The organism is Pseudoalteromonas aliena, from assembly GCF_038155085.1.
In the GTDB taxonomy this organism is placed as follows: domain Bacteria; phylum Pseudomonadota; class Gammaproteobacteria; order Enterobacterales; family Alteromonadaceae; genus Pseudoalteromonas; species Pseudoalteromonas aliena_A.
In genome coordinates this window covers 99,843-125,001 of record NZ_JBAKAU010000011.1, presented here as the reverse complement: position 1 = coordinate 125,001, position 25,159 = coordinate 99,843, and the positions used below count along the sequence as shown (strand labels likewise).

Sequence of the window (25,159 nt, the reverse complement as noted above, 5' to 3'; positions counted from 1 at the left end):
TCAAATTTTTTTAAATATAGCCGAATTAACAAAGCTTTCGAGAGCAAGGTAAATTGATAGAGGTCACTAACTCACTCACAAGCCAACTTAAATTATTAATTAATGACTCTAAACGAGCTATAGATGCAGACTTAACCACTAAAACATCAAGAACAGTGGCGATACCGTCTTCTATTCCCATAGTATTTTGAACAGCTGTATCTATATTGTTAAGCTGTTTAAGAATTGGCATTTCTACATCACGATTATGTCGCCCATCGGCTTGAGCTTAGTATTCACAATGAGCTGTATTTCTTATTTTCGTTTCTTATAAGCTATCACCTAAAGTAGAGTCCTCTGCTTCATTGAGTTGTCAGTGACTAATGTATGAGTAAAACCGATTTGTTGAAGAGAAAATAATGAAATCGCTTATTCAGCATCGTAGCGACTCGCTTTGAGAAACAAGTTCTCGCATAGGGTCTACTCAATGTTAATACCTAACATACATTCTAATATTACTAGGTTAGAACCGAGTTAAAAAGTTAGCAAGTAATTGGATTCCTTGAGCCGTTAAAATTGCTTCAGGATGAAACTGCACTCCCTCTATCGCTAACTCTTTATGAAGCAACCCCATAATTTCATCAAACTCGCCTTGCTCAGTTTGACTCCACGCTGTTATTTCTAATTCACTCGGTAAGCTTTGCTGCTTAACCACCAGCGAATGATAACGGCAAACGGTTAATGGGTTTACCAAACCTTTAAATACACCTTTATTAGTGTGCACTATAGGTGATGTTTTTCCGTGCATCACTTTTTTGGCTCTAATTACATCGCCGCCCAGTGCTTGTGCAATAGTTTGGTGCCCCAGGCATATGCCTAAAATAGGAAACTGCCCTTTTAACTGCTCAACAACGCTAAGTGATACACCTGCCTCATTAGGTGTACATGGGCCTGGCGATAATACGATATGCTGTGGGTTTAGCTGCTTTATTTGAGCAACGCTTAGCTCATCATTACGCTTTACTAATACGTCTTGATCTAATCGCTGAAAATATTGTACTAAGTTGTAAGTAAACGAATCGTAGTTATCGATCATTAACAGCATTACACAACAAACCTTATAAAATTATCGACCATTTACTTTGTGCAAGTGGTTCTACGCGCTGCATTCTATCACTATTATTTCGTCAACATAAATGAGGTTTGTAAGTTAATTGGCTACCTTTAAAGGAATATGAGGTGTAGTGAAGAAGCCGGCTAAAAAGCCGGCCTTTATACATTACTGTACGTTTATAACGACCTTGCCCATTGCTTGGCCGCTAGCCAAACGGTCATGCGCTTTTGCCGTCTCTTCTAGTGTAAAATCTTGCTCATCAAGGACTGGGCGCATACCACCTGCTTCTACAATTTGTGCAAGCTTTGCTAGTTTGTCGCCATGATCTTGACGGTTAAAGTCATGGATCATCGGAATAAGCATAAAGATGACGTTTAACGATAACCCTTTAAAGTGTACAGGGCTTAAGTCTACTTCTAATAAAGAAAGCGTTGTAGATACCTGTGCATTTAGCTTTGCTGCAGCAAATGAGTTAGTCAGGTTACCACCACCCACAGTGTCAAATACCATGTCAAAACCAACGTTGCTTGTGTGTTTTTCAACGTACTGCTCTACGGTTTCGTCTTTAAAGTTAATGCCTGTTGCGCCAAAGCTTTCAATAAGGGCTAATTGCTCAGCGTTACTACCTGTTGAGTAAACATCTGCGCCAAAATGCTTAGCAAGTTGTACTGCTAAATGACCTACACCACCCGCCCCGCCGTGTACTAATACTTTTTGGCCTGCGCTTATACTTGCACGTGTTAAGCCTTCAAGTGCAGTAATACCAACTAGTGGAATAGCCGCCGCTTCTTTCATTGATAGGTTTTTAGGTTTACGCGCAATTAAACGCTTATCAGCGAGTATAAACTCAGCAAGTGCACCGGGTAAATTGCCTAGGCCGCCTGCACAACCATATACTTCATCGCCTACTGCAAATTCTGTTATGCCTTCGCCAACGGCTTCAATGGTACCCGCAAAGTCCATCCCTAAAATACCCGGTAACGCTGGAGCAAAGGGTAAGTCAGCCCCCATTTGACGAATCATCATATCAATTGTATTTACGCTCGTTGCAGCAATACGAACTAACACGTTACCTTTTGTTACGTGTGGTTTTGCAACCTCGGCTGCTACAAATTCTTCAGTGCTACCAAAATTATTAATTGTCATTGCTTTCATAGATATTGCCTCTGATACATGTTGATGAGTAATTTTGTAATGAGGCTTTATTGTAGTTATACATTTTATAAATGATAATAAGCCAATATACACAATCTGTTTCAAAATAATATTGATAATAAAGCGTAAAAATCATCCTCTTAATCTACTTTTAAAGTAGCTATTAAACAAAACCCAAAGCAATTGTTGCGCTATATCAATTTAAGCTTCCTATGGTTGATTTATGATTGAGTAAACCCCAGAGTAATATATGACAAGACAGTAATTCACTTAAGTAACTCATTTTTCCTACTAAGGAGCGAATATGTTAGGCGAAGACCATTCACTTACTAATGACTTTCCACAGTATTTAAATACCATTGCAGAGCTAAATGAAAGCGATCCCGAGTTTGCTAAAAAGGCAGATAAGTACGATAAGCTAGACAAAGAAATAAGAGTATTAGAACTTAAAGATGCGCCAATCAGCGATGAACAAATGCACCAGCTCAAGCATGACCGCTCTGAGTTAAAAGATTGGCTCTACGAGCGCTTGCAACAAGAGTAGTGCTATATAAATAAAAAGAGCTCACCAATGAGATGAGCTCTTTTAATCAACAAAAGGTAAAACGTTTATTACTTTATAAACCCAATCATACGTTTTATAAAAAGTGTACTTGAGCCAGCAAAGGCTTTATTAGTTATAGAGATATCACTTTTTCAGATTATTCTTCAACTATTATTAAGCTGTGTAGCAAAGTGTCTAATGTATCAATAAGTTGCTGGGTTTTATCATTATTAAGAGCATCAGGGTGTGGAGGCGCAAAACGCTCTGCATCGTTATCAAAGTAAAGACCCGTTGCCTCTTTAAATTCATCACTTAGTGCTGCTCGGCAAAAAATATCAGCGCCTAATTTTAGGTCGCCACCGTCAAGCCCGTATGCATCTTTAACCATTTTACTACCTAGTAACGATTTAGGGTTTACCGATACAACTAACGGCCCTGTGCCTTTGAACGAAAGCCCTAAATGACGTGACCACATAGTGATGGCCAACTTACTTTGTGCATAGGCTGCGCTATCTGAAAGTGGCTTATTACCTACTAAGGACTCAAAGTTAACGCTTGATTGCGCAGCAGATGATACGTTTACAACACGCGATTGCGCATTCATAGCAGGCAATAGCAATTTAGTAAGTAAATAAGGGGCAATAGTGTTTACCGCAAAACGAGCATCTAGCCCTTCTTTTGTCGTTATATCTGCAAGCTTGTACACACCTGCATTATTAATAAGTACATCAAGTATTTTATCTGCTTGTTGTAAATCGCTCAGAACACTTTGCGCTAATGTTTGTACTTGCGCCATATCGCTTAAATCAGCAACGTAGGTTACAGTGCTTGCCTGCGGGTATTGCTCATTTAGGGCACTTTGTACGTTATTTAATTTATCTTGGCTACGGCCATGCAATAATACTGTGTGACCTTGGGCTAGTAACATTTTTGCTGTTTCTAGGCCAATGCCATCAGTAGCACCGGTTAACAAAATTGTTTTATTCATATTGAGCGTTCCTAATTTATTAAATGTTTTTTAACGCACAGTGCACTTTACGGGCAAACGTTTAAACATATTACGATGACTGCTGTTTATCGATTTATATTAGCACTGCTTATCTGTGGTGATAATTAGGTCGATAAGAGAATCAGTTTATAGAATTGATTGATAAACCTAAGTATTTGTTAGTATTTATAAAACAATGTATTTGTATGCTTTACCCTCTGTAAGGCATGTACGTTTTTTGAACTTTTATTTGTAATAACGCGCAATCATAACTATTGTTTTTAAACCACCTTAATAGTAGTATTTATCATATAAATACACTTTTTCGAGAAAACACATGAAAGTTTTAGTTACTGGCGGTATGGGCTACATAGGTAGCCACACATGTATTGCATTATATGAGGCGGGGATTACGCCTGTTATTTACGATAATTTGTCTAATGCTAGCCCTCGCGTACTTGACCAGCTCGAAAAGATTACAGGCACTCGCTTTGAGTTTATCCTAGGAGATATTCAAGACGAGCAGCAATTTAAACTTGCGCTTAAACACACCCAAGCTGAGGCTGTATTTCACTTTGCAGCACTAAAAGCGGTAGGTGAATCAACTGAGCAACCACTGCGTTATTACCAAAACAATGTGTCGGGCACATTAAGCATGCTACAAAACATGCAAGATGAAGGCGTTAACCACATTATATTTAGCTCATCGGCCACTGTGTACGGCGAGCCTGACTACCTACCTATTGATGAAAAACACCCTATACGCGCTACTAACCCTTATGGTTGGACTAAAGTCATGGTTGAACAAGCCATGCAAGACGTATGTAAGGCTAATAGCAAATTTATGGGCATTGCGCTTCGTTACTTTAACCCAGTAGGTGCACACCCAAGTGGTTTATTAGGCGAAAGCCCTAATGGTATTCCTAATAACTTAATGCCGTTTATTGCCCAAACTGCGGTAGGTAAACGTGAGGTGGTTAATATTTTTGGTGACGACTACGACACAGAAGATGGCACAGGCGTGCGCGACTATATTCACGTTTTAGATTTAGCTAAAGGCCATGTAGCGGCATTTATGCAACACAAAACAGATACCGCCTTTCATGCTTATAACCTAGGCACAGGCCAAGGTTATTCAGTGCTTGATATGATCAACGCATTTAGCACATCAGCCAATAAAGATATTCCATATAAAATTGCACCGCGCCGAGCAGGCGATATTGCCTGTAATTACGCCGATGCCACAAAAGCGCAAAACACACTTAACTGGCACGCAGAACTAACACTTAGCGACATGACCAACGATACATGGCGCTGGCAAACTAATTACCCAAGTGGGTTGGAGAGTTAACATGGCTTTATTAGAAAGTACTCACAGACGTAAAAACCCGCTAACGGGACGTTGGGTATTAGTATCACCGCATCGTAATAACCGCCCGTGGTTAGGTGCAACAGAAGCAGTTAACGAAAGCGTGCTGCCAAAACACGATGAAAGCTGCCCGCTTTGCCCAAGTAACACTCGTGCAAATGGCGATAGCAACCCAGATTACAAATACACGCATGTATTTCGAAATGACTTTGGTGCACTTACGCCTAATGCCAGCGAGCAACCACAAAGCTTAGAGTCAGACAGTGATTTATTTATTGCCGACGAAGCAAGCGGCGAATGCCGTGTGATTTGTTTTTCGCCAGAGCATAACAAAACATTACCAGAGCTTGAGCACGATGCCCTACACGAAGTAGTAAAAACTTGGAAAGACAATTACACAGATCTTGCACAGCACTATGAGTGTGTTCAGGTGTTTGAAAATAAAGGCGAGATAATGGGTTGCTCCCAACCTCATCCGCATGGCCAAGTATGGGCTCACTCGCATTTATCAACCGAAATAGAAGCCGAAGATACGCAGCAACTTGCTTATTATAAAAAGCATGGCAGCGCAATGCTTGCCGATTACGTGCAAAAAGAACAAGCAGATAAAACCCGCGTCGTATTCGAAAACGAGCACTGGCTTGTTGTTGTCCCATTTTGGGCAGCATGGCCGTTTGAAACACTGCTTGTAACTAAAGATAACATTCAAAACTTTAGCCAGCTAAACGATTCACAAACAGATTCTTTAGCTCAGGCACTAAAAGTATTAACGACTAAATACGACAACGTATTTAATTGTAGCTTCCCGTATTCTATGGGGTGGCACAATGCACCCGCTAATCGTGGCTCAGATGAGCAACATTGGCGCTTACATGCCCACTTTTACCCGCCGCTACTTCGCTCTGCTACCGTAAAAAAACACATGGTTGGCTACGAAATGTTAGGCGAAAGCCAGCGCGATTTAAGCGCCGAAACAGCTGCCTCTATTTTACAAGCAGCCAGTACTACACACTATAAAAAAACAGCAGGACACACTGATGACGCTTAACGATTTTCAACAACACTTTTTATCACTGTATGGTGCGCCTGCTCAAGGTATTGCTGCTGCACCTGGGCGTGTAAACCTCATTGGCGAATTTACCGATTACAACGACGGCTTTGTATTTCCGTGCTCGTTAGAGTTTCGTACTCAAGTTATGTTTAAACAGCGCGACGACAACGTCATTACCGTGCATTCATTAAATTACCCAGGCGAAAAAGACAGCTTTAGTGTTGATGAAGACATCAGCGAAGGGCAATCGCAGTGGGGTAACTATATTCGTGCCGTATCATTTGTATTAAAGCGCGCAGGCCATACTTTACGCGGCGCCGATTTACTGATTGATAGTAACTTACCACAAGGCAGTGGCTTATCCTCATCGGCTGCGCTGGAAGTTGCTGTTGGTGGTATGTTTAACCATATTGCACAGCTTGGTTTAAGTGAAGAAAAAATTGCTTTGTTAGGCCAAGAGGCCGAAAACGACTTTATGCATTGCCAATGCGGCATTATGGATCAGCTTATTTCAGCAAAAGGCGAAAACGGCCATGCTCTTTTAATTGACTGTGAAAACTTAGCCACTGAATCAGTAAAAGTACCGGATGACTTAAATATTGTTATTGTTAACTCTAACTACCCACGTAAATTAGTAGATAGCGAATACAACCAACGCCGCATTGATTGTGAGCAAGCAGCTGCAAAAATGAATGTTGCCACGCTTCGTAAAGCGACTATGCCTCTGCTTGAAGCAACAAAAGACACACTAAGCGAAAATGAGTACAAACGAGCGCACCACGTAATTAGTGAGAACGAGCGTGTTATTGCAGCCACTAAAGCACTACAAGCAAACGATATGCAGCAGCTTCGTGAATTAATGGCCGCTTCGCACCAATCACTCAAACATGACTTTGAAGTAACCGTACCCGCTACCGATGGCCTAGTAGAAATTTGTAAAGAAGCTATGGGCGAGCGCGGTGCAGTACGTATGACCGGCGGCGGCTTTGGTGGCGCCATTGTATGTTTATGCCGTGACGCAGAAGTGCCACTTATTAAAGCAGCAGTTGAGCAGCACTACTTTAAACGCTTTAACTTAAATGCCGACATTTACGTATGTTCAGCAGGTTCAGGGTTACAAATTACGTCTTTTTAAAAACATCATTAAGGAATAAGCATGGCAAAGGTTAATTGGGGAATTATTGGGTGTGGCAATATTGCTCACACCTTTGCTAAAAGCATAGCGTATTGCGCTAATGCACAGCTTATTGGCGCAGCATCTACAAGCGAGCAGCGCGCAAATGAATTTGCCACACACTATTCAATTAAAGGCTATGAGAGCTACCAAGCCCTTATGCGATGCCCAAACATTGATGCCATTTATATTGCCAATACCCATGAGCAACACTTTAAAGCCATAGCGCAATGCTTAACACACAATAAGCACGTACTCAGCGAAAAACCCATTACTGTTAATGCTCAACAGCTCATTACACTTCAAGAACTAGCGCAGCAGCAAAACCGCTTTTTAATGGAAGGTGTCTGGATGCGCTTTTTACCGGCCATAGTAAAACTACAGCAGCTATTATGCGAAGGCGCTATAGGCAAGGTACACAGTATTAATGCTAACTTTAGCCTAGCGGGTGAGTTTGATTCATCACACAGATTAATGAACCCTGCAACAGCCGGCGGCGCATTACTTGATTTAGGTATTTACCCTATATCTATTGCCGATGTGGTATTTAATAAAGCCCCTGAGCAAATTAAATCATTAGTACATAAAAGCTCGACCGGCGTAGATGAGCGAAACGTGCCCCTCATAAATTACGGCCAAGGCCAATTTGCACAGCTAAGCAGCGCTTTACAACAAAATGGCCCTACACAAGCGTGTATTTTAGGTGAGCACGGGTTTATTCGTATTGATGAATTTGTAGGTGCTCAGTCACTGGATCTACATTTAAACGCACAACAAGTGCAGCGCTTTGATTTTAGCTTTAATGACGATGAAAACTTTAAATTTGAAATTGATCACGTAACCGAATGTATTTTACAACAGCAAACACAAAGCAGTGTATTACCGCTCAGCACAAGCTTTAGAGTTATGAATATAATGGATAACCTACGCGCACAATGGCAGCTAAAATATAGCGATAGCGTTGAATCTAATAAGCTCAACTAATTATAAAAATACACAACAAGGATACACAATGACAACCACACACACTTTAAAGGCACTTTCAAAAGCCTTAATATTAGCAACGAGTTGTTTATCGGCAAGTGCCGTTTTTGCTGCTCAAAACACGCCAGAGCAACTCTACCCGCCAATAACCAGCGAAGTACTTCCAGAGCTTGCTGCCAAAGGTAGTTACAGCGTTGGTGTAAAAACGCTTGATTTAGTAAACCCAGCGCAATTTGACCCAGCAACACAAACTCAAAAAGATCGTCCTTTAAAAGTAGAAGTGTGGTATCCCGCAGCGAACACGGCAAAAGCAGCACTAACTAACTACAGTGATGTAACTCGCACTGGTAAAGCATTTACCCTGCAAGCCGATGCTATGCGCGATGTAGGCGTTAATAATAAAGAGCACTACCCTGTTATTGTGCTTTCGCATGGTTATACAGGCTATCGCACCATTATGTACTACCTTGGTGAGCACTTAGCGTCGCACGGATACATAGTTGCTGCACTTGATCATACCGACTCAACCAATGCTGATGTAGATTTTAAAAACGCACCGTTTTCGGGCTTTTTTAGCACGCTTATAAATCGCTCTCGCGATCAGCAGTTTGTTATTAATTACTTTAATGAGCAAAACAACTTTGCAAGTAAGCAAGTAGATAACAACAGCGCAGGCGTAATTGGCTACTCTATGGGTGGCTATGGCGCGGTAAATACAATTGGCGGTTGTTATGACTTTAATGAGCAAACAACCGCAATGTTTACGGGCATGAAAGACCCTGCACAAATTAAACAAGTTCAGCAATTACTAAATAGCTGTGCTGGTGGACAATACCAAAATCCAAAAGTAGATACTCGCATAAAGGCTATGGTGGCCTTTGCACCGTGGGGTGGGCAACATAACCTATTTAATGCCAAAGCAATGAAAAATATTAAAGTACCGTCGCTTTACATAGCCGGTAGTTTAGATGACATATCAGGCTATGAAGGTATTAAAAGCCTTTATAACCAAACAGGCAGCAAAGATAAGTACATGCTTACTTACAAAAATGCACGCCATAATATTGCACCACACCCAGCTCCGGCTATTGCACAAAGCAGCAGTGAATTAGATATAGGCCATTACTACGAGCCATCGTGGTCTATGCGCACGCTAAACGAAATCAATAAACACTTTGTGCTTGCTATGATGGATTGCCACGTAAAAGGCATTACCAGCCAATGTGAATACCTAGATTTACCACAAAATGGCGACCAAGCCATTGTTGATGGTAAACCATTGCCACAATGGCGTGGGTTTGATAATCGCTTTTCAACGGGAATGGATTGGCAACAAGCTAAACCACACACCAAATAATATTAAGTTTTAAGCGGCTATTTTTATCAATAGCCGCCTCGCACTTAAAATAATCACAAAATAAAACGCCTGTTATTTAAAAGAGTTAGCAAATAAAACCTGCGTGTTTATTTTTTAATCGGCTATTTTAAGAAAAAACCATTGCCATTAACCTTAGTTAAAGGCAATCTAGTCATATATAAGATAAGATAAATAACACAAATATCATGTCAAAATACATACTCTCAATTGACCAAGGAACTACAAGCTCTCGAGCCATCTTGTTTACCAAAGATGCAGACGTTTTTGGGTCAGCACAACAAGAATTTTCGCAGCATTTTCCACAAAATGGTTGGGTAGAACACGACCCCAACGATATTTGGCAAACAGTGCTAAGTACAAGCCGCGAAGTATTAGCGAATAAAAACGTAAAGCCTGAAGAAATTATTGCTATTGGTATCACCAACCAACGCGAAACGACGCTGGTATGGAACAAAAAAACAGGTAAACCAATATACAATGCCATTGTTTGGCAAGACCGCCGCACCAGCGCTTACTGCGAAAGCTTAAGCACTGACGAGCTTTGCCAAACGATTAGTGACAAAACAGGCCTATTACTCGACCCGTATTTTTCGGCAACTAAAGTGCGTTGGATTTTAGATAACGTGGAAGGCGCACGCGAGCAAGCGCTTGCTGGCGAACTGGCTTTTGGTACTGTTGATACTTACTTGCTTTGGCAACTAACGGGTGGCAAAGAACACCGTACCGATGCAACTAACGCGTCACGCACTATGTTATTTAATATTCATACCCAGCAATGGGATCAAGAGTTACTCGATTTATTCGATATTCCTGAATCTATGCTGCCGCAAGTCATGGACTCAGCCGACGAGTTTGGTTCAACCAGCGACGATATTTTTGGCGCGCCAATACGCGTATGTGGTATTGCCGGCGACCAACAGGCAGCGCTGGTTGGTCATGCATGTTTTGAACAAGGTATGGCTAAAAGTACCTACGGTACGGGCTGTTTTTTAATGCTGAACACCGGCGAAAAAGCACTTACATCTGAAAACCGCTTACTGACAACCGTTGCATACAGGTTAAATGGCAAGCCAACTTACGCCATTGAAGGCAGTATTTTTATGGCGGGCGCCACTATGCAGTGGATTGTTGAAGGCTTAAAACTATTAAGCCATGCCGGCGAAAGCGAATCATTAGTAAAAGATGTGCCGCTTGACCATGGGGTATTTTTAGTGCCTTCGTTTACAGGCTTAGGCGCCCCGTATTGGGACCCTAATGCACGTGGTGCCATTTTAGGTTTAACGCGCGACTCAGGCATTAGCACTATTGTTGCTGCGGCGTTGCAATCAGTTGGCTACCAGACCAAAGATCTACAAAAAGCAATGGAACGTGATGGCCTTCGCCCAAGTGTGTTACGTGTAGATGGCGGTATGGTTAAAAATAATTGGGTACTTACCTTTTTATCAAACATTTTAGGCGCAACGGTAGAGCGCCCAACAGTGACCGAAACCACCTCTTTAGGCGTAGCATTTTTAGCAGGCTTACAAACAGGTATTTACGAGTCAACTGAGCAGTTAGCAAAAATGTGGACCTGTGACCGTCGTTTTGAACCAACAATGAGCGCCGATGAGCGTAACGATTTATACGCAAAATGGCAGCACTGTGTAGCACAAGTTCGTTTATCTAGTGACGATTGCCAGCAGCAATAAAAATAAGCCGCTAATTAAATTAGCGGCTTATAAATCACAGATAACGCCATTTAAATAGCGTGTTTTACGCAAAGTGTTTTAAAAAGATCAGGATTAAAAATTAACAAGCAAAAAGCGCGGTTATCTATTGTCAAATAAGAGCCACAGCTTTATGATGCTATATGTCTTATTTATATTACAAATAAAAAGGTTAGCTCGGTGGAATTAGCAGATAACGAATATGACTTACTAGTCATCGGTGGCGGAGTAAACGGCACCGGAATAGCAGCTGATGCAGCAGGCAGAGGATTAAAAGTACTTTTGTGCGAACAATCAGATTTAGCCTGCGCAACGTCTTCAAACAGTTCAAAGCTGATCCACGGTGGTTTGCGCTACCTTGAGCATTACGAATTTAGATTAGTAAAAGAAGCGCTAGCCGAACGTGAAGTGTTACTTAAAAATGCACCGCACATTATGTGGCCGCTGACCTTTAGACTTCCGCATCAAAAACACCTTCGCCCTGCGTGGATGATTCGCATTGGCTTATTTATGTACGACAATCTAGCCAAGCGCGAAACACTGGCTGGTTCTCGTGGTATTAAATTTGGCGAAAATAGCGTATTAGAACCTTCAATTACCAAAGGCTTTGAATACTCTGATGGTTGGGTTGATGACTCTCGTTTGGTTATTTTAAACGCGCTGGCTGCTCAAAATAAAGGCGCTACCATTGCTACGCAAACTAAGTGCGTAAACGCTAAACGCGAGCAAGGCAAATGGCAAGTGACGCTAGAGCAACAAAATAGTAAAGCTAAATATACTATTTCGGCTAAAGGCATAGTTAATGCTGCAGGCCCTTGGGTTGCTAAGTTATTTGACGAAGCACTTATTGAAAAGTCACCACAAAATATTCGACTTGTTAAAGGCAGCCACATTGTGGTGCCTCGCATTCATGATGAAAAACAAGCGTATATTTTACAAAATAAAGATCAGCGTATTGTGTTTGTTATTCCGTTTGAGGATGACTACTCACTGGTAGGCACCACCGATGTTGAACACAAAGGCGCAGCACAAGACGTTAAAATTAGTGATGAAGAAATCGATTACTTAATCGATATTACTAACAGCTACTTTAAAAACCACATTAAACGCGAAGACATAGTACATACCTTCTCAGGTGTGCGCCCATTACTTGATGACGAGTCAGTTAATGCGCAAGCCGTAACACGCGATTATAAATTAGAGCTTTCAAGCGAAGGTAAGCAAACACCATTGTTAAGTGTATTTGGCGGGAAAATTACTACATACCGTAAACTTGCCGAAGCTGCGGTTAATAAGCTTGAAGAGTTTTATCCACAAATGAGTGAAGCATGGACTAAGCACAGTGCGCTCCCTGGCGGCGATTTTAGCTCGGTAGAAGCGCTTAAGTCTGAACTTAATGCTGCTTACAGTTGGTTACCAGAAGTGACTTTTAAACGCTTTGTACGTACCTACGGTACTCGTGCAAAACTAATTTTAGGTAGTGCAACACAGCTCAGTGATTTAGGCCAAGACTTTGGCCATGGCTTATTTGCAGCAGAAGTAGATTACTTACTAAGTGAAGAATGGGCAGAAAATGCTTACAACATTTTATGGCGCCGCAGCAAATTAGGACTACGCTTTAATGATGCGCAAGTGGCAACGCTTAATCAATACATTGATAACAAGCGGGCAGCTATAAGCGCTTAATGACATTGCTGCTATAACAGCTTCCCGTTAAGCCCTTTATAATTTAATCGTTATAAGGGGGTTTATTTTTTTGACTCTAAATTAAAAAGATAATTAAAACCGCTCAAAGTAGCTGTTTTAATATCAAACTCAACGCACTTAACGCCTATTTGTTTAAGCGCGGTGGTAAAGCATTTATTAAGCTGCTTTGTGCCAATAACCACGACTTGTGTATCGCTTAGTAATTGCCATTCGCTAGCATGACGTGCTGCACGTACATCGCTGCCGATTAATACTCCAGATAAGTACGCTTTAGCTTGCACTGGCGTTAACTCTTTTGAAAGCTGACGAGTTCTCACACTAAAAATGCCATGCGCTAAGTTACCGCTATCGCTGCCAAGCGTTAGCTCGCAACCTTGCTCAAATGCCTTAAAGTCAAACTCCCCCTCTGCACAGTCATTAGGTATTAATACGCTTTGATGGCAAAGTAAGTCATATAACTCACCGGTCATCGCCGTTTTAAAATAGGTTATTTGTCCGTCATTCAGTAGTACCCATTTTGTGTGAGTACCCGGCAAACAAAGTAATATTTTGCCTTGCTGATACTCAGGATTTTGCTTTAAAAAACCGAGTATTTGTAGCTCTTCCCCGCGCATAACATCAAATAAACCATTTTGCAGCGTGCACTTTGTGCCCGGCAATGCTTTTATAGTATGTCCGTTGCAATCAAATGTAACTGCCGCACTAAGTAAGCCCTCTGGGTTTATTGGGCACGCTAAATAAGGGGTTTCGTGCCAGCCAATACTTGAAGTTATTTGTCCAGCAATATAAATAGGTAAATTGCCGTACTCCTGCTGCCAAACCGTTACAGTGTCGATTAGGGTTTGCTCAAAGTTTTGATTAGCTTTAACAACACCTAATCCGTCTCTTTGCGCTAATAGTTTAAGTGTTGATTGTGCGTTTACTTCGCACAAATAAGCCCTTAAATGGCTTGTTCCCCAATCAACAGCAATAAAAAAAGTTGAAGTCGCCAAGCTTTAAAGCCTCCCACCGTCAATTTTTATGCTTTGACCGGTGATCATACTGCTTTCGTCAGCGGCTAAAAACAGCGCTAAGTTAGCAACGTCATTAGGAGTTACTAGCTTTTTAAGTGCCATGGCTTCCATCCACTTTACTTGCTCTTCTTGTGTAAACCAGCTTGCAAGCTGACGGTCGGTGGCAACCCAACCTGGCAGTATTGCGTTTACGCGAATACCGTGTTCGCCGTAATCGCGAGCCAGAGCTTTAGTCATACCAATTAAACCCGCTTTAGCTGTTACATAACCGGCCATTTGGGGTTGTCCCATAATGGCATTGATAGAGCTGAAGTTAATGATGCTGCCAGCACCCTCGCCTTTCATAAAAGACATAGCAACTTGAGAGGCAAAAAAAGCTGGGTTTAAATTAATTTGTAAGCATTGATCCCAGTCTTGCACAGTAACGTCTTCACTTGCTTGGCGGCGATCATTGGCTACGTTGTTTACCAAAATATTAATAGTGCCTAAAGCTGCGCACGCATCGACCAGTGATTGCTGGAGTGTGTGTGAGTCGGTCACATCAACTTGTCTGTACCATAGTTTTGCATCGGGTAACTCGCTAATAAGCGATTTTGCTGCAGCATCGTCAATATCTATAAATGCCACTTTTGCATTTTGCTTTACAAAGGATTTAACCATTGCCCTGCCAATGCCTGATGCGCCACCGGTAATAAAAACAACTTTGCCAGAAATACTATGATATTGAGCTAGGGTGTCCAAATTAAACTCTCCAAACAACAACTTGCATCAATGCTTTGTTTATTAAAAACGCCAATAGTCGTTATAACGCACTAAAACACTGTGTTAAAATATTTAACTGATTAAAAGTTTATATCATATCCTTCAGTACATTAATATGATATATGATATATAATAAAGTAATGTTTCAATATGGAATCCTACGCAATGAAAAGCCATCCCCGTCAAAATTTAACACAACAATTAACCCACGATCTGGGCTTTGCTATTGTGCGTGGTGTTTACCCTGTAAGTGAAGGATTACCATCTGAAGCTGACTTATGTGTAAAGTATGATGTGAGCCGCAGCGCAACGCGAGAGGCAGTTAAAATGCTCTCAGCTAAAGGACTTATTTCTTCTCGACCTAAGCAAGGTATTCGTGTTTTACCAGAAAGTAGCTGGAATATGTTTGACACCGACGTACTACGTTGGATTTTAAGCAGCAAACCATCACTCTCTTTATTAAAAGAATTTACCCAAGTACGTGTAGCACTTGAGCCACAAGCAGCCGCTTTAGCCGCTGTAAATGCTACAGCTGAACAACTTGCTGAAATAGATAACGCACTTGCTCGTATGGCCGATGCTGATGAAGGGTTAGACGACCCGCTAGAGGCTGACATTGCCTTTCACACCAGTATTTTAGTGGCCAGTAACAATCGCTTTTTTGTGCAGTTAACAGAATTTATTAGCACTGCGCTACGTGTAAGTATTCGTTACACAAACCATATTAAGGGTGTGCCAGGTGCCGATGTAGCAAAACATGCTGACATTTTAGATACAATTAAATCACGTAACCCAGAACGCGCTAAAAAAGCAGTAGAAACTATTTTAGAAGAAGCCTTAGAGCTTATTGAATCTAAACTCGACTAATGGCTTAAAAAACATCATTAAAAAAGGGAGCCAATTAGCTCCCTTTTTACTGCTTATTATATTTTAAGCTTTGTTAAGCTCAAAAATAAGTGATGTTTGCGGGAATGAAATTGGCATTTGTAAGCCAAATTCCATTAACGCTTCACCGGTAAATGTTTGCCCATTAACAGCCGCAATAGATGAAGGACGATACTCTTCAAATTTAACAGGCCATACTAAATTAAGTGTGTACTGTGTATCAGCATCTAAACCAACAAAACGAAGCTTATTAGGCGCTGTGCGCGGTGTTTCGCGAACGCTGTTATAAGAAAACAACGCTTTTGATTTTTGCTCATCGATTAAACCAAAGTTAATTGATAAATCGTCGCTATCGAGGCGGTATAAATCGGCAGCATGAATAAATTCACGATGTTCTTTGTGCAGTGCAATAGCCGCTTTAAGGGTATTGTATTCGTGTTCGGTCAGTTCACGTGGGTCCATTTCGATTCCCATGTGGCCAAACATTGATACCGCAGCACGCATTTCAATACTTACATTACGACCAGTAATATGACAATCACGTGGACCTACGTGTGCCCCCATAACCGACGATGGAAAGAAGAACGAACAACCGCGCTGAATTTCAAGACGATCGAGCGCATCGTTAGAATCAGACGTCCAAACACGGTCTGTATGTGCTAGTACGCCGTAATCTACACGTGCACCACCTGATGAACAGCTTTCTATTTCAAGGCCTGGGTGCGCCGCTTTAATACGATCAATTAAACGATACAGTGCCAGTGTTTGTTGATGCACGGCCGGCTTACCATCAAAATTACCTGCATGGTTAATATCGCGGTTCATATCCCACTTAATGTACTTAATAGTTGGATATTCAACTAAAATATCGTCAATAGCTTTGTATAAGTACTCAACAACCTCAGTGCGCGTTAAATCAAGCACCAGCTGGTTTCTAAAGCTTAGTTGCTCGTTATTTTCTGAGCCTAATACCCAATCAGAGTGAGCACGGTATAAATCGCTATCTGGGTTTACCATTTCTGGTTCAAACCAAATACCAAACTCCATACCTAAGCTATTTACATGCTCGATTACTGGCGATAAGCCGTCTGGATAAATTTCGTAATCTACCGTCCAATCCCCTAAGCCTGCATAATCACCACGGCGCCCTTTAAACCAGCCGTCATCAAGTACAAAGCGTTCAATGCCTAATGGCGCTACTTTATCAGCTAGCTGTTTCAGCGTGTCTACATCGTGGTCAAAGTAAATACCTTCCCAGGTGTTGTAATGCACTGGGCGTGTTTTTTCGCGCTGTGCTTGGCTAAGTAAATTGGCTTTAACAAAGCGATGGAAATTACGCGAAAGCGCACTAAAACCTTCACTTGAAAACGAGCCATAAATACTAGGGCTTTGATACGTTTGACCTTTAGCAAGTGTAAGCTCGCCCGGTAATAATAATTCACCCATTTGTATATAACGGCGCCCTTCAGCTAAAAGCTCTGCACGTAGTTTATTGTTACCACTCCAACCTAAATGAAAGCCGTAACATTCACCGTGTTGCTCGCCTGCATTTTCGTTATGCACTAATAAACCAGGGAATACATCGTGTGATGTTTTGCCTTTACGGTTTTCGCGAACAAAGCTGCCAAGCACTAAATCAACAGATTGACGCTGGAATTCGTTTGACCAACGCCCTTCAAAACTTACAATTTTGCTTACACTATCTGGCAGCTGAAATGTGGGTGCTGCACAAAAGTTAACGCTCAGTGGTGAGTCACCTAAATTAGTTAATATAGTATGTGCACTTAAAACATTTGTGTTGTTATCAAGCGTGATGCTGTGCACTATTTCAATACCACGAAGCTCATCTACGCTTACAAACTCAAGCGTTGCAGTTGATGGCTGACGAACTTCTTTAAGCTTTGGCCCCACAGACCAAGCAATAGAATCGTTTACAAGCTCAAGTCCTGGTGCACCAGTAAAGCCCTCACCTAAAAGTGGAGAAAGAGAAATAGGTGCTTCTTCAACCACGGCACATTTTACTTCTTGGCGAGTTGCAAGCTGAGTAAGCATTGTTTCAGTTGTTTGCTCAGATAGGCGCTTACCAAAGTACAGTAATGCCGGTGTTTTGCTCTGGCAGTCGAAAATAACGGTGCTGTTTACACTGTCTAATCGATAAAATGATTTAGTGTCGGCCATGATTTTCCTATCCTCTTGTTCATTGTGTGAGTTATAAATGTGACGAAAGTTACTTAGCTTTATTACTTTCGATGCTTGAGAGACAATCTAGCTGATGGTGACACTCAACAATAATAGTATATATCATATAAATTAGGTTTTGATAGTTTTTAGAGCTTAAATACCCAGATAAACTCACTGGAAGTACCACTGCAACTTAAAGGTTAAGGCTAACTTTAGTTTTAAAGCTCTGATACTGCTTTTATGCATATAAAAAATCGGTCAAAGCTGCCCCATGACCGATTTTGTTAGCTTAAACTTTTTATATATTATTTTTGTACTTGCGCTTGACCTGTATCATCTAAAGCAGGTGTTTTACCTGCCCATTGAGCGCTCAAACCAAATACTACTTTATTTACAGTTAATGCAAAGGCTACACACACAATCAGTGTAATTGGCATTAAGTGAATGTAGTGCAAATCAGTATGTAGTGGTGAATTTGCAAATGTAAGCATGCCATACATAACCACACCTAAAATTACCGCTGCAATGCCTGCTCGCGCATCAACATTTTTAAATAATAAGCCTACAACAAAGATTGAGAATATAGGCATACTGAGTAAGCCGTTTAACTGCTGTAGTAAATTAATAATGCTATCGGCTTGTTGATAAATAGGTACAAGCACGAGTGTTAAGCTAGTAAGCAACAGCGTAACGTAACCACTCAGCTTTACCACACTCGGCTCTTTATTAAAGTAAGCTTCGTGAATGTCACACACGTATAGTGCTGTAGCTGAATTTAATAAGCTGTTGTAAGTAGACAGCACTGCCGCTGCCATTGCCGCAGCGAACACACCAGTTAACCATGCTGGCATTACATCACCCACAATTCGACCATAAGCAGCGTCGCCAATATCGCCGTAAAGTTTGAACGAAATAATACCCGGTAATACCACAATTGCAGGGACGATTAAAAAACGAATTCCCGCAGCTGCAAATATCCCTTTTTGCGCTTCTTTAACATTGGGTGCCGCCATTGCACGTTGCGTAATTGTTTGGTTAGTACCCCAGTAATACATTTGAATAAAGATCATACCGGTTAAAAGAGTTGGCCAAGGAATTGGTGAATCGGCGTCGCCAATGAGTGTTAAACGCTCCTGTGGGATGCCGCTAAAGTTGTAATCAACTGCATTAAGCGCCAAGAACACGACAAGTATTGCCATACCGAGCACCAGTAGCCCGTTGTAAGTATCTGATACCGCAACAGCGCGCAGACCACCAAAAAATGCGTAAATAGCACCCACAAGCGCAAATGCGGTCGCTATATACATTAGTGGAATATCTACTTTAAACATGGTTTGCATAAACAGCGCACCTGAGTAAATTACCGCTGGCATATAAATAAGTGCATTACCTAGGAAGAACAAACCACCTATAACAGCGCGAATGTGCTTGTTGTTATAGCGTTTTTCTAGTAGCTCTGTGGTGGTGGTACAATTGTATTTGTAATAAACAGGAATGAATACTTTAGCTAAAATAATTAAGCCAATAATCGCTGCTAATTCCCACCAAACAAGTAAGGCCATTTGGTTACCATTCATACCTACTAGCTGGTCGGTACTTAAATTAGTAAGTGTGATTGAACCTGCAACAAACATCCAAGTAAGGCCACCGCCCGCTAAAAAATACTCTTTAGTTTGGCTTTGTCCGTTATTACGATTTTGACCTCGGCACTTCCAATATGTAAGTCCACCAATTAAAGCGGTCACAAAGAAAAAAACCACCAACTGCAAAGTGTTGTCTGACATGTGTGTGTCTCCTGCGCGTTAACGCAATGTCTGTGTAATAAAAAAGTGCACGCTAAATCGCGTGCGCATCTCGACTTAGTTCTAACTTAATTTGCTTTAAAGGCATAAGGTCGGGACGCTGGTTGTGCAGCTTTACCAGTGCATTTAGCTGAAACAATGAAATAAGCATGCTGTTAAGCACACTTAGGTAACCTTGCTTGTGTAAGTTTGCAATGGTATCGCTATCTAAAGTTTGCAGTTTGTCTTCATCAACGGTGCTTAAACCTTGAATGGTTTGCGCTTCGCCTTGCTCAAACTGCAAAACAATATCTATGTTTTTAATAAGCCCTAACCGCGAAGCTTCTTGGCTAAATTGATACGTTTGGTAATCATTTTTTAAATCGCTCTCCAGTAGCTTCTGCTGCGAGTTTAAAAATAAGCTTGGCTTTCCTTTAGCATCAAATAACGCCTCACCTTGCTCGGTGCTCAATGCAGGGCTTTGCTCGTCAAAGGCAATAAAGTAATCGCTGCTATTTGCTTCACGAGTCATTAAATAAAGGGGATGTGTTTGTATACATACAGGTGTGTAAAGTGCCTGCCACTGGCTGTTATTAACCAATAAACTTTGCCCAGCACTAAAGCTTGTTAAACCCGATACGGTATAACTGCCGTTTTGCGCATTTCGCGCTAAAAATATAGGTAAGTCGCACGCGGCTTTTGCCACTTCGTTAGCTCTTAAATTAACTAAGTGCTGCGTTTTTGCGTATTCAACACCTGCATTATGTTTAACTTTTAATGCTTGGTGTTGTGTATTAGATAGTTCACTAATAGCCATAGTTACACATCCTTAAACTGGGTTAGCCGCTAACCACTGCTCAATATAAGCGCGGTGTGGCGGCAAAGTTTGCAACATCTGCTGTGTAAGCTGGCTGTTACGTTCAATTATTTGTTTAGCTTGAGCATCTTGTGAGTACAAATATGCTTGTTTAGTAAAGTCTGGTTTAAAGCCCATGCCATATAAAACATACTGGTAGCTGGCGGCAGGGAATAACTCTAAAGCGCCATGAAAATCTTGAATAAGCGGGCCACGGCTCCCCCAAAGTAGTAAGTCTTCTTGTAAGCTTTGTGGAATAGTATCGGGCTGAACATGCGCCTGCCAGTACGGCTCTGGGCGTTTAGTTAGCATATAGTGCAGCTTTAAAAAATCGATAATACGTTGCCAGCGGTAATCCATTTGTTCGTTAAAACGCTTAGCTACAATAGACATTACTTGGGTATCGGCTGGCATGTGCTCTGCTACAAAGCGAGACGAGATTTCAACAAGCATAATAGCGGTTGCCTCAAGCGGCTCTACAAAGCCTGCCGACATCCCTACTGCAACACAGTTTTTATGCCAAAACTTTTCACGGTAGCCCGACTCAAAGCTAATTTTACGGGCGGTTAAGCCGTTTGCAGCATCACCTAAATAGTTACGTAAGTTTTGCTCTGCTTCTTCATCTGATAAAAATTTGCTTGAATAAACATGCCCTACACCACGACGATGCGTTAAGCCTATATCCCAAATCCACCCTGCATTTTGCGCTGTTGCTATGGTATGACTGGCTAAGGAGTCGTCGTTTTCATCGTAAGGAACTTGCATAGCAAGCGCGCTGTCATTAAATAGCACGTGGTCCATTTTTTTAAATGGCACACTAAGGGCTTGGCCTAATAACAGCGATGAAAAACCAGTGCAGTCTATGTATAAGTCGGCATTTATGGTGCGGGTTTGATCTTTTAAAGTCAGCGTATCTATAGCGCCGTTATCATCAAGCTTTACTTGCTCTACTGTGCCAATAACATGCTCAATGCCAAGCTTGCTTTTACAGTGTTGTTTTAATAATTCAGCAAAAGCACCTGCATCTAAATGATAGGCGTAGTTACAATTACCTTGATATTCACCTTGAGCAATACCTCTTGGGGCTAAGCTTGCTTCGCAAATATCATGTTGAAAATTAGTTTGCTGTGCAAAATCTTCAACATTATCTAAATAAGGGGCTAAATCTATGCGGCCGTAGCCTAACGGTACAGTAAATGGATGGTAGTAAAAGTCGTTGTTGCCGTGCGTCCAATTTACAAATTTACCACCTTGCTTAAAGGTCGCGTTACAGGCTTTAAATACATCAACTTCACGCAAACCAATTTGCTGAAGCGTATTTTTCATCGTTGGCCAGGTACCTTCACCTACACCAATTGTTGGAATATCTGACGATTCAACCAACATCACTTTTAAGCCATCACCGTTTTTACCTTGGTGATACGAAGCTATAATTGCAGCGCTTAGCCATCCTGCCGTGCCACCACCAATTACTGCGACTGTTTTTATTGCTTTATTCATAATGGACTACTCTTTGAGTATTCTTGATAACGTTTTATACAACAAATGCCCGTTAGGGCATTGGGGTTAAATGTGGTTTCATTTAAACCAATTAAGTTAACTAATATACATTGCTGTTAAATTAACCTAATTGGTATTAGCACCAAAGTGCTGCAATGAAACTAGAGGCGAAAAGTTCACCTCAAACATTAATTAAAACGATCCGCGAATACCAAACGCGTAACGTGAGCCATTATCTTCTACTGAGTAGATTTGGTTAGCAAAACGACCTGTTTGCACTAACTCTTCTTCAGTGATGTTGATGCCTTCAGCGAAAATAGTGAAGTTTTCGTTAATATCGTAGCTTGCACTAATATCCCACTGACCGTAAGTTTCTACGTTCACTGGTTCACCGTTAAAGCCGTTATCAACTAAGCGTAAAAAGCCTTCACGGTTGTTAAATGCAACACGTGCTTGCCAGTTATCTTGCTCATAAAACAATACTAAGTTTTGTGAATCGCCTAAACCTTCAAGTGCAAATGTTTGTGTAGTGTCTGCGCCCACGCTAATGTCGCTGTTTACCACTGTTGCATTAGCAATAAAACCAAAGCCATTTTCAAACATATGAGTTACACCAACTTCGTAACCCGTTACTTTAGCTGATTCGCCATTTTGAGGACGAGTCACCGTGTAAACTTCTGAGCTACCAATAAGTTCGTCATCTGTTTGGTCTGTACATGTAGTACACGCAAAATCAGGACCTGAACGGTCAGTCATTTCATATGTTTCTGCACCTGTTAGCGTAACAATAAAGTCATCTACTTCTTTACTAAATACAGCAAAGCTAAATAAGTTAGCATCGTTGTAGTACCACTCGTAGGAGATATCCCAATTTTCTGATTGGAATGGCTTAAGCGCTGGGTTACCACCACTTGCCGTTAAGTTTTGACGACGTGGCTCGTTAAACGTAGTAGCAGGTGATAGCTGCGACATTGTTGGACGTGTAATACTATCATACGCGGCAAAGCGTAAAATCATGTTGTCTTGCAGCTCTAACTTAACATTCAAAGATGGTAATAAGTTTGAATAACTTGTACCTTCCTCAATATTAGTCGCAGGACCAAATACGTTAGCAAACAAAGTTGCATCCGTCGTTGGGATAACATCGCTAATAAAACTTTGTATTGCAGCAACTTCGATATCAGTTTCTGAATAACGTGCACCAAAGTTAACTGTGACAGGCATATCGGCAAGGTCAAAACCAAGCGTAAAGTCCATGTATAAGCTAGTAATATCTTCGTTAATTGTATAGCGGTTATTTTGTAACGTTGGCTCTACCGGGAAGCCTTGGTCTGCTAAATAATCCAGCATTTTATCGCCATCGTAACTATAAAATGTGTCGATTAAACCAGGGAAATAGTTACTCGCTGTATATGCTTCAAAGTCAATAGCATCAAGTGGTGCTTCAGTACCATAACCACAGAACTGACATTGAGTACCATAAACTTGAAAGCTTGATTTTTCGCGCTCTTGGCGATAAGCACCAAAGTTAATGCGATCTACTGGGCCTTTATCTGGCACGTATTCAAAATCAGCTTTTACTTCAGTAATTTCATCTTCATCAGTAAACTGTAGACCCACTTCGTTATAATGAAGGCGTGCAAGGCTAGGATCTGGAAGTGAGCCATTTTCAAAGCCATCATGCTGTACGGTAGGAATGCTGCCTGTACCGTCAAAAGTATAGCTATTGATAATACCTACAACGTTAAAACGGTCAGTGCCAGCACGGTCATTTTCTGCAGTTGAGCGAGATACATCAAATTTTGCTTTTAATGAATCATTTACTTGCCAATCTACGTTAATACCAAATGCTTTGTTGGTTACGTCACGTGAGTTACGCGTGTGTGATACAAAATCACTTGCAGGGTCGCCACTTGGTGCGCCTAAACCAACTTCTTGAGAGAAAGTTAAAAGCGTACCAGTTTCTGGATCAATCGTTGCGCTGCCTACACGGTCTGGTTCAAACCAAGATGCTAAATCACGCACTGACGAATCAACTTCAAATTTTGAAATCATACCATCAACCGTAATCGTAACATCGTCAGATGGTGCATATTGAAGCACTAAACTTGCGTTTGTACGTTCACGGTCTTGCTCATCAACTATCTGGTCCCAGTTACGTGGAATGTATGCATTTTCAAACAGTACACCATCAGTAGGGTTAGAAATTGTTTGGCCGCCGCGCCAACCCGCCGTTAAAATTTGGTTATTTTGAAGCTTACGTTGCTGATTAGTGATAGCAAAAAGCACACCTAGCTTGTCATCGTTAAACGTATTACTAATTAGAAATGATGCTGAAGGAGATACTTCTTCAGATAAGCTTTCGTACATGCCTTTCACAGAGCCTAAAACATGTAATCCGCCAAAATCAAAAGGACGAGCTGTAGTTACGTTTACCGTACCACCAATGCCGCCTTCTTGAAGCGTTGCTGTATTACTTTTATAAATATCAGCACCGGTGATTTGATCTGCTGCTAATACGTCAAAGTTAAATTCACGCCCTGCACTGTCTGTCGCAATTTGACGGCCATTAACAAGTACCGTGTTAAATTGTGGGCCAAAGCCACGAATAGTTACCGCTTGGCCTTCCCCACCACTACGGTCAATTGCTACACCTGTAATACGTTGCAAAGATTCTGCTACGTTTAAATCAGGGAATTTACCAAGATCTTCTGCTTTAATTCCGTCGGTTACAACGTTAGATGCTTTTTTATCTAACATCGATGAACGCAAGCTGCTGCGGATACCCGTTACTGCGATAACTTCAACATCTTGATTTACTGTAGGTGTGTCGCCTTCAGCGCCTTGAGCTGCAACGCTTCCGCTTGCCAATATACCTGTGATAGCAATACTGAGTGCGGTTTTCTTGTTGAACGATAACTTATTGTTAATTATCATTTTTTAAAAACTCCTGATTGTGTGTAGTCGTTGTGTCGTTGTGGTAGTGCGTATAGTTTCAAATACTATTTATATTATAAATACTTTAAACCAGT

At 41.3% G+C, this 25,159-nt stretch carries 20 protein-coding genes; 9 read left to right on the top strand and 11 right to left on the bottom strand.

The genetic code is table 11. The features are described from left to right. Positions 1 to 25: 25 nt before the first annotated feature. The 3 genes from V6260_RS12215 to V6260_RS12205 all read right to left on the bottom strand — a co-directional run bounded on the left by V6260_RS12215 (position 26) and on the right by V6260_RS12205 (position 2,248). The gene (locus tag V6260_RS12215; protein WP_341594393.1) at positions 26 to 232 is read right to left on the bottom strand and encodes a hypothetical protein; all 207 of its coding nucleotides are present in this window, start codon (positions 230 to 232) and stop codon (positions 26 to 28) included. Between the two features lie 270 nt (positions 233 to 502). After that, entirely contained in the window at positions 503 to 1,084 is a 582-nt protein-coding gene (locus V6260_RS12210) for an aminodeoxychorismate/anthranilate synthase component II (protein ID WP_341594391.1), read from the bottom strand. A 174-nt stretch (positions 1,085 to 1,258) separates the two neighbouring features. After that, on the bottom strand, positions 1,259 to 2,248 hold the full coding sequence (locus V6260_RS12205) for a zinc-dependent alcohol dehydrogenase family protein (protein ID WP_341594389.1): 990 nt from the start codon (positions 2,246 to 2,248) through the stop codon (positions 1,259 to 1,261). A 304-nt stretch (positions 2,249 to 2,552) separates the two neighbouring features. Here V6260_RS12205 and V6260_RS12200 point away from each other — a divergent pair, with 304 nt between their 5' ends. Then, positions 2,553 to 2,792: a YdcH family protein gene (locus V6260_RS12200; protein WP_341594387.1), complete on the top strand. Its 240-nt coding sequence runs from the start codon at positions 2,553 to 2,555 to the stop codon at positions 2,790 to 2,792. Between the two features lie 157 nt (positions 2,793 to 2,949). On the opposite strand, the gene V6260_RS12195 is transcribed toward V6260_RS12200, so the two are convergent. Next, positions 2,950 to 3,780 (bottom strand): SDR family NAD(P)-dependent oxidoreductase, encoded by an 831-nt coding sequence (locus V6260_RS12195; RefSeq protein WP_341594385.1) that lies wholly within the window; start codon positions 3,778 to 3,780, stop codon positions 2,950 to 2,952. 337 nt (positions 3,781 to 4,117) lie between these two features. Here V6260_RS12195 and galE point away from each other — a divergent pair, with 337 nt between their 5' ends. The 7 genes from galE to glpD all read left to right on the top strand — a co-directional run bounded on the left by galE (position 4,118) and on the right by glpD (position 13,128). After that, positions 4,118 to 5,131: a UDP-glucose 4-epimerase GalE gene (gene galE, locus V6260_RS12190; RefSeq protein ID WP_341594383.1), complete on the top strand. Its 1,014-nt coding sequence runs from the start codon at positions 4,118 to 4,120 to the stop codon at positions 5,129 to 5,131. A gap of 1 nt (position 5,132) precedes the next feature. Beyond that, positions 5,133 to 6,197: a UDP-glucose--hexose-1-phosphate uridylyltransferase gene (locus tag V6260_RS12185; protein WP_341594381.1), complete on the top strand. Its 1,065-nt coding sequence runs from the start codon at positions 5,133 to 5,135 to the stop codon at positions 6,195 to 6,197. Continuing rightward, positions 6,187 to 7,335, top strand: coding sequence for a galactokinase (gene galK / locus V6260_RS12180; protein WP_341594379.1), 1,149 nt, complete (start codon positions 6,187 to 6,189; stop codon positions 7,333 to 7,335). Before V6260_RS12185 ends, galK begins: the two co-directional genes overlap by 11 nt. 21 nt (positions 7,336 to 7,356) lie before the next feature. Further along, a complete protein-coding gene (locus tag V6260_RS12175) occupies positions 7,357 to 8,358 on the top strand; it encodes a Gfo/Idh/MocA family oxidoreductase (protein WP_341594377.1) in 1,002 nt (333 codons plus the stop codon). A 28-nt stretch (positions 8,359 to 8,386) separates the two neighbouring features. Further along, positions 8,387 to 9,715 (top strand): dienelactone hydrolase family protein, encoded by a 1,329-nt coding sequence (locus V6260_RS12170; RefSeq protein ID WP_341594375.1) that lies wholly within the window; start codon positions 8,387 to 8,389, stop codon positions 9,713 to 9,715. A 206-nt stretch (positions 9,716 to 9,921) separates the two neighbouring features. Continuing rightward, the gene (gene glpK, locus V6260_RS12165; RefSeq protein WP_341594374.1) at positions 9,922 to 11,424 is read left to right on the top strand and encodes a glycerol kinase GlpK; all 1,503 of its coding nucleotides are present in this window, start codon (positions 9,922 to 9,924) and stop codon (positions 11,422 to 11,424) included. Positions 11,425 to 11,622: 198 nt separating this feature from the next. Further along, positions 11,623 to 13,128: a glycerol-3-phosphate dehydrogenase gene (gene glpD, locus V6260_RS12160; RefSeq protein WP_341594372.1), complete on the top strand. Its 1,506-nt coding sequence runs from the start codon at positions 11,623 to 11,625 to the stop codon at positions 13,126 to 13,128. Positions 13,129 to 13,190: 62 nt separating this feature from the next. Here the strand turns inward: glpD and V6260_RS12155 are convergent, their stop codons facing one another. Together V6260_RS12155 and V6260_RS12150 are read right to left on the bottom strand one after the other, a co-directional pair. After that, positions 13,191 to 14,141: a 2-dehydro-3-deoxygalactonokinase gene (locus V6260_RS12155; protein ID WP_341594370.1), complete on the bottom strand. Its 951-nt coding sequence runs from the start codon at positions 14,139 to 14,141 to the stop codon at positions 13,191 to 13,193. Between the two features lie 3 nt (positions 14,142 to 14,144). After that, entirely contained in the window at positions 14,145 to 14,903 is a 759-nt protein-coding gene (locus V6260_RS12150) for an SDR family oxidoreductase (RefSeq protein ID WP_341594368.1), read from the bottom strand. 186 nt (positions 14,904 to 15,089) lie between these two features. On the opposite strand from V6260_RS12150, the gene V6260_RS12145 reads away from it, so the two are divergent. Beyond that, complete coding sequence (locus V6260_RS12145) at positions 15,090 to 15,791, top strand: FadR/GntR family transcriptional regulator (protein ID WP_341594366.1); 702 nt, start codon at positions 15,090 to 15,092, stop codon at positions 15,789 to 15,791. A 63-nt stretch (positions 15,792 to 15,854) separates the two neighbouring features. Here the strand turns inward: V6260_RS12145 and V6260_RS12140 are convergent, their stop codons facing one another. The 5 genes from V6260_RS12140 to V6260_RS12120 all read right to left on the bottom strand — a co-directional run bounded on the left by V6260_RS12140 (position 15,855) and on the right by V6260_RS12120 (position 25,064). Continuing rightward, complete coding sequence (locus tag V6260_RS12140) at positions 15,855 to 17,987, bottom strand: alpha-galactosidase (RefSeq protein ID WP_341594365.1); 2,133 nt, start codon at positions 17,985 to 17,987, stop codon at positions 15,855 to 15,857. A gap of 308 nt (positions 17,988 to 18,295) precedes the next feature. After that, on the bottom strand, positions 18,296 to 19,774 hold the full coding sequence (locus tag V6260_RS12135) for an SLC5 family protein (protein WP_341594363.1): 1,479 nt from the start codon (positions 19,772 to 19,774) through the stop codon (positions 18,296 to 18,298). Between the two features lie 52 nt (positions 19,775 to 19,826). After that, positions 19,827 to 20,588: a SapC family protein gene (locus V6260_RS12130; RefSeq protein WP_341594361.1), complete on the bottom strand. Its 762-nt coding sequence runs from the start codon at positions 20,586 to 20,588 to the stop codon at positions 19,827 to 19,829. A 12-nt stretch (positions 20,589 to 20,600) separates the two neighbouring features. Then, positions 20,601 to 22,127, bottom strand: coding sequence for a tryptophan halogenase family protein (locus tag V6260_RS12125; protein ID WP_341594359.1), 1,527 nt, complete (start codon positions 22,125 to 22,127; stop codon positions 20,601 to 20,603). Positions 22,128 to 22,319: 192 nt separating this feature from the next. Next, complete coding sequence (locus V6260_RS12120; protein WP_341594357.1) at positions 22,320 to 25,064, bottom strand: TonB-dependent receptor; 2,745 nt, start codon at positions 25,062 to 25,064, stop codon at positions 22,320 to 22,322. Positions 25,065 to 25,159 lie beyond the last annotated feature (95 nt).

Coding starts and splice junctions, on each gene's coding strand:
- V6260_RS12135 (WP_341594363.1), bottom strand. CDS start 19,774: ATGTCAGACAACACTTTGCAGTTGGTGGTTTTTTTCTTTGTGACCGCT.
- glpK (WP_341594374.1), top strand. CDS start 9,922: ATGTCAAAATACATACTCTCAATTGACCAAGGAACTACAAGCTCTCGA.
- V6260_RS12140 (WP_341594365.1), bottom strand. CDS start 17,987: ATGGCCGACACTAAATCATTTTATCGATTAGACAGTGTAAACAGCACC.
- V6260_RS12170 (WP_341594375.1), top strand. CDS start 8,387: ATGACAACCACACACACTTTAAAGGCACTTTCAAAAGCCTTAATATTA.
- V6260_RS12200 (WP_341594387.1), top strand. CDS start 2,553: ATGTTAGGCGAAGACCATTCACTTACTAATGACTTTCCACAGTATTTA.
- galK (WP_341594379.1), top strand. CDS start 6,187: ATGACGCTTAACGATTTTCAACAACACTTTTTATCACTGTATGGTGCG.
- V6260_RS12215 (WP_341594393.1), bottom strand. CDS start 232: ATGCCAATTCTTAAACAGCTTAACAATATAGATACAGCTGTTCAAAAT.
- V6260_RS12125 (WP_341594359.1), bottom strand. CDS start 22,127: ATGAATAAAGCAATAAAAACAGTCGCAGTAATTGGTGGTGGCACGGCA.
- V6260_RS12210 (WP_341594391.1), bottom strand. CDS start 1,084: ATGCTGTTAATGATCGATAACTACGATTCGTTTACTTACAACTTAGTA.
- V6260_RS12175 (WP_341594377.1), top strand. CDS start 7,357: ATGGCAAAGGTTAATTGGGGAATTATTGGGTGTGGCAATATTGCTCAC.
- V6260_RS12145 (WP_341594366.1), top strand. CDS start 15,090: ATGAAAAGCCATCCCCGTCAAAATTTAACACAACAATTAACCCACGAT.
- V6260_RS12185 (WP_341594381.1), top strand. CDS start 5,133: ATGGCTTTATTAGAAAGTACTCACAGACGTAAAAACCCGCTAACGGGA.
- V6260_RS12130 (WP_341594361.1), bottom strand. CDS start 20,588: ATGGCTATTAGTGAACTATCTAATACACAACACCAAGCATTAAAAGTT.
- V6260_RS12195 (WP_341594385.1), bottom strand. CDS start 3,780: ATGAATAAAACAATTTTGTTAACCGGTGCTACTGATGGCATTGGCCTA.
- V6260_RS12120 (WP_341594357.1), bottom strand. CDS start 25,064: ATGATAATTAACAATAAGTTATCGTTCAACAAGAAAACCGCACTCAGT.
- galE (WP_341594383.1), top strand. CDS start 4,118: ATGAAAGTTTTAGTTACTGGCGGTATGGGCTACATAGGTAGCCACACA.
- V6260_RS12205 (WP_341594389.1), bottom strand. CDS start 2,248: ATGAAAGCAATGACAATTAATAATTTTGGTAGCACTGAAGAATTTGTA.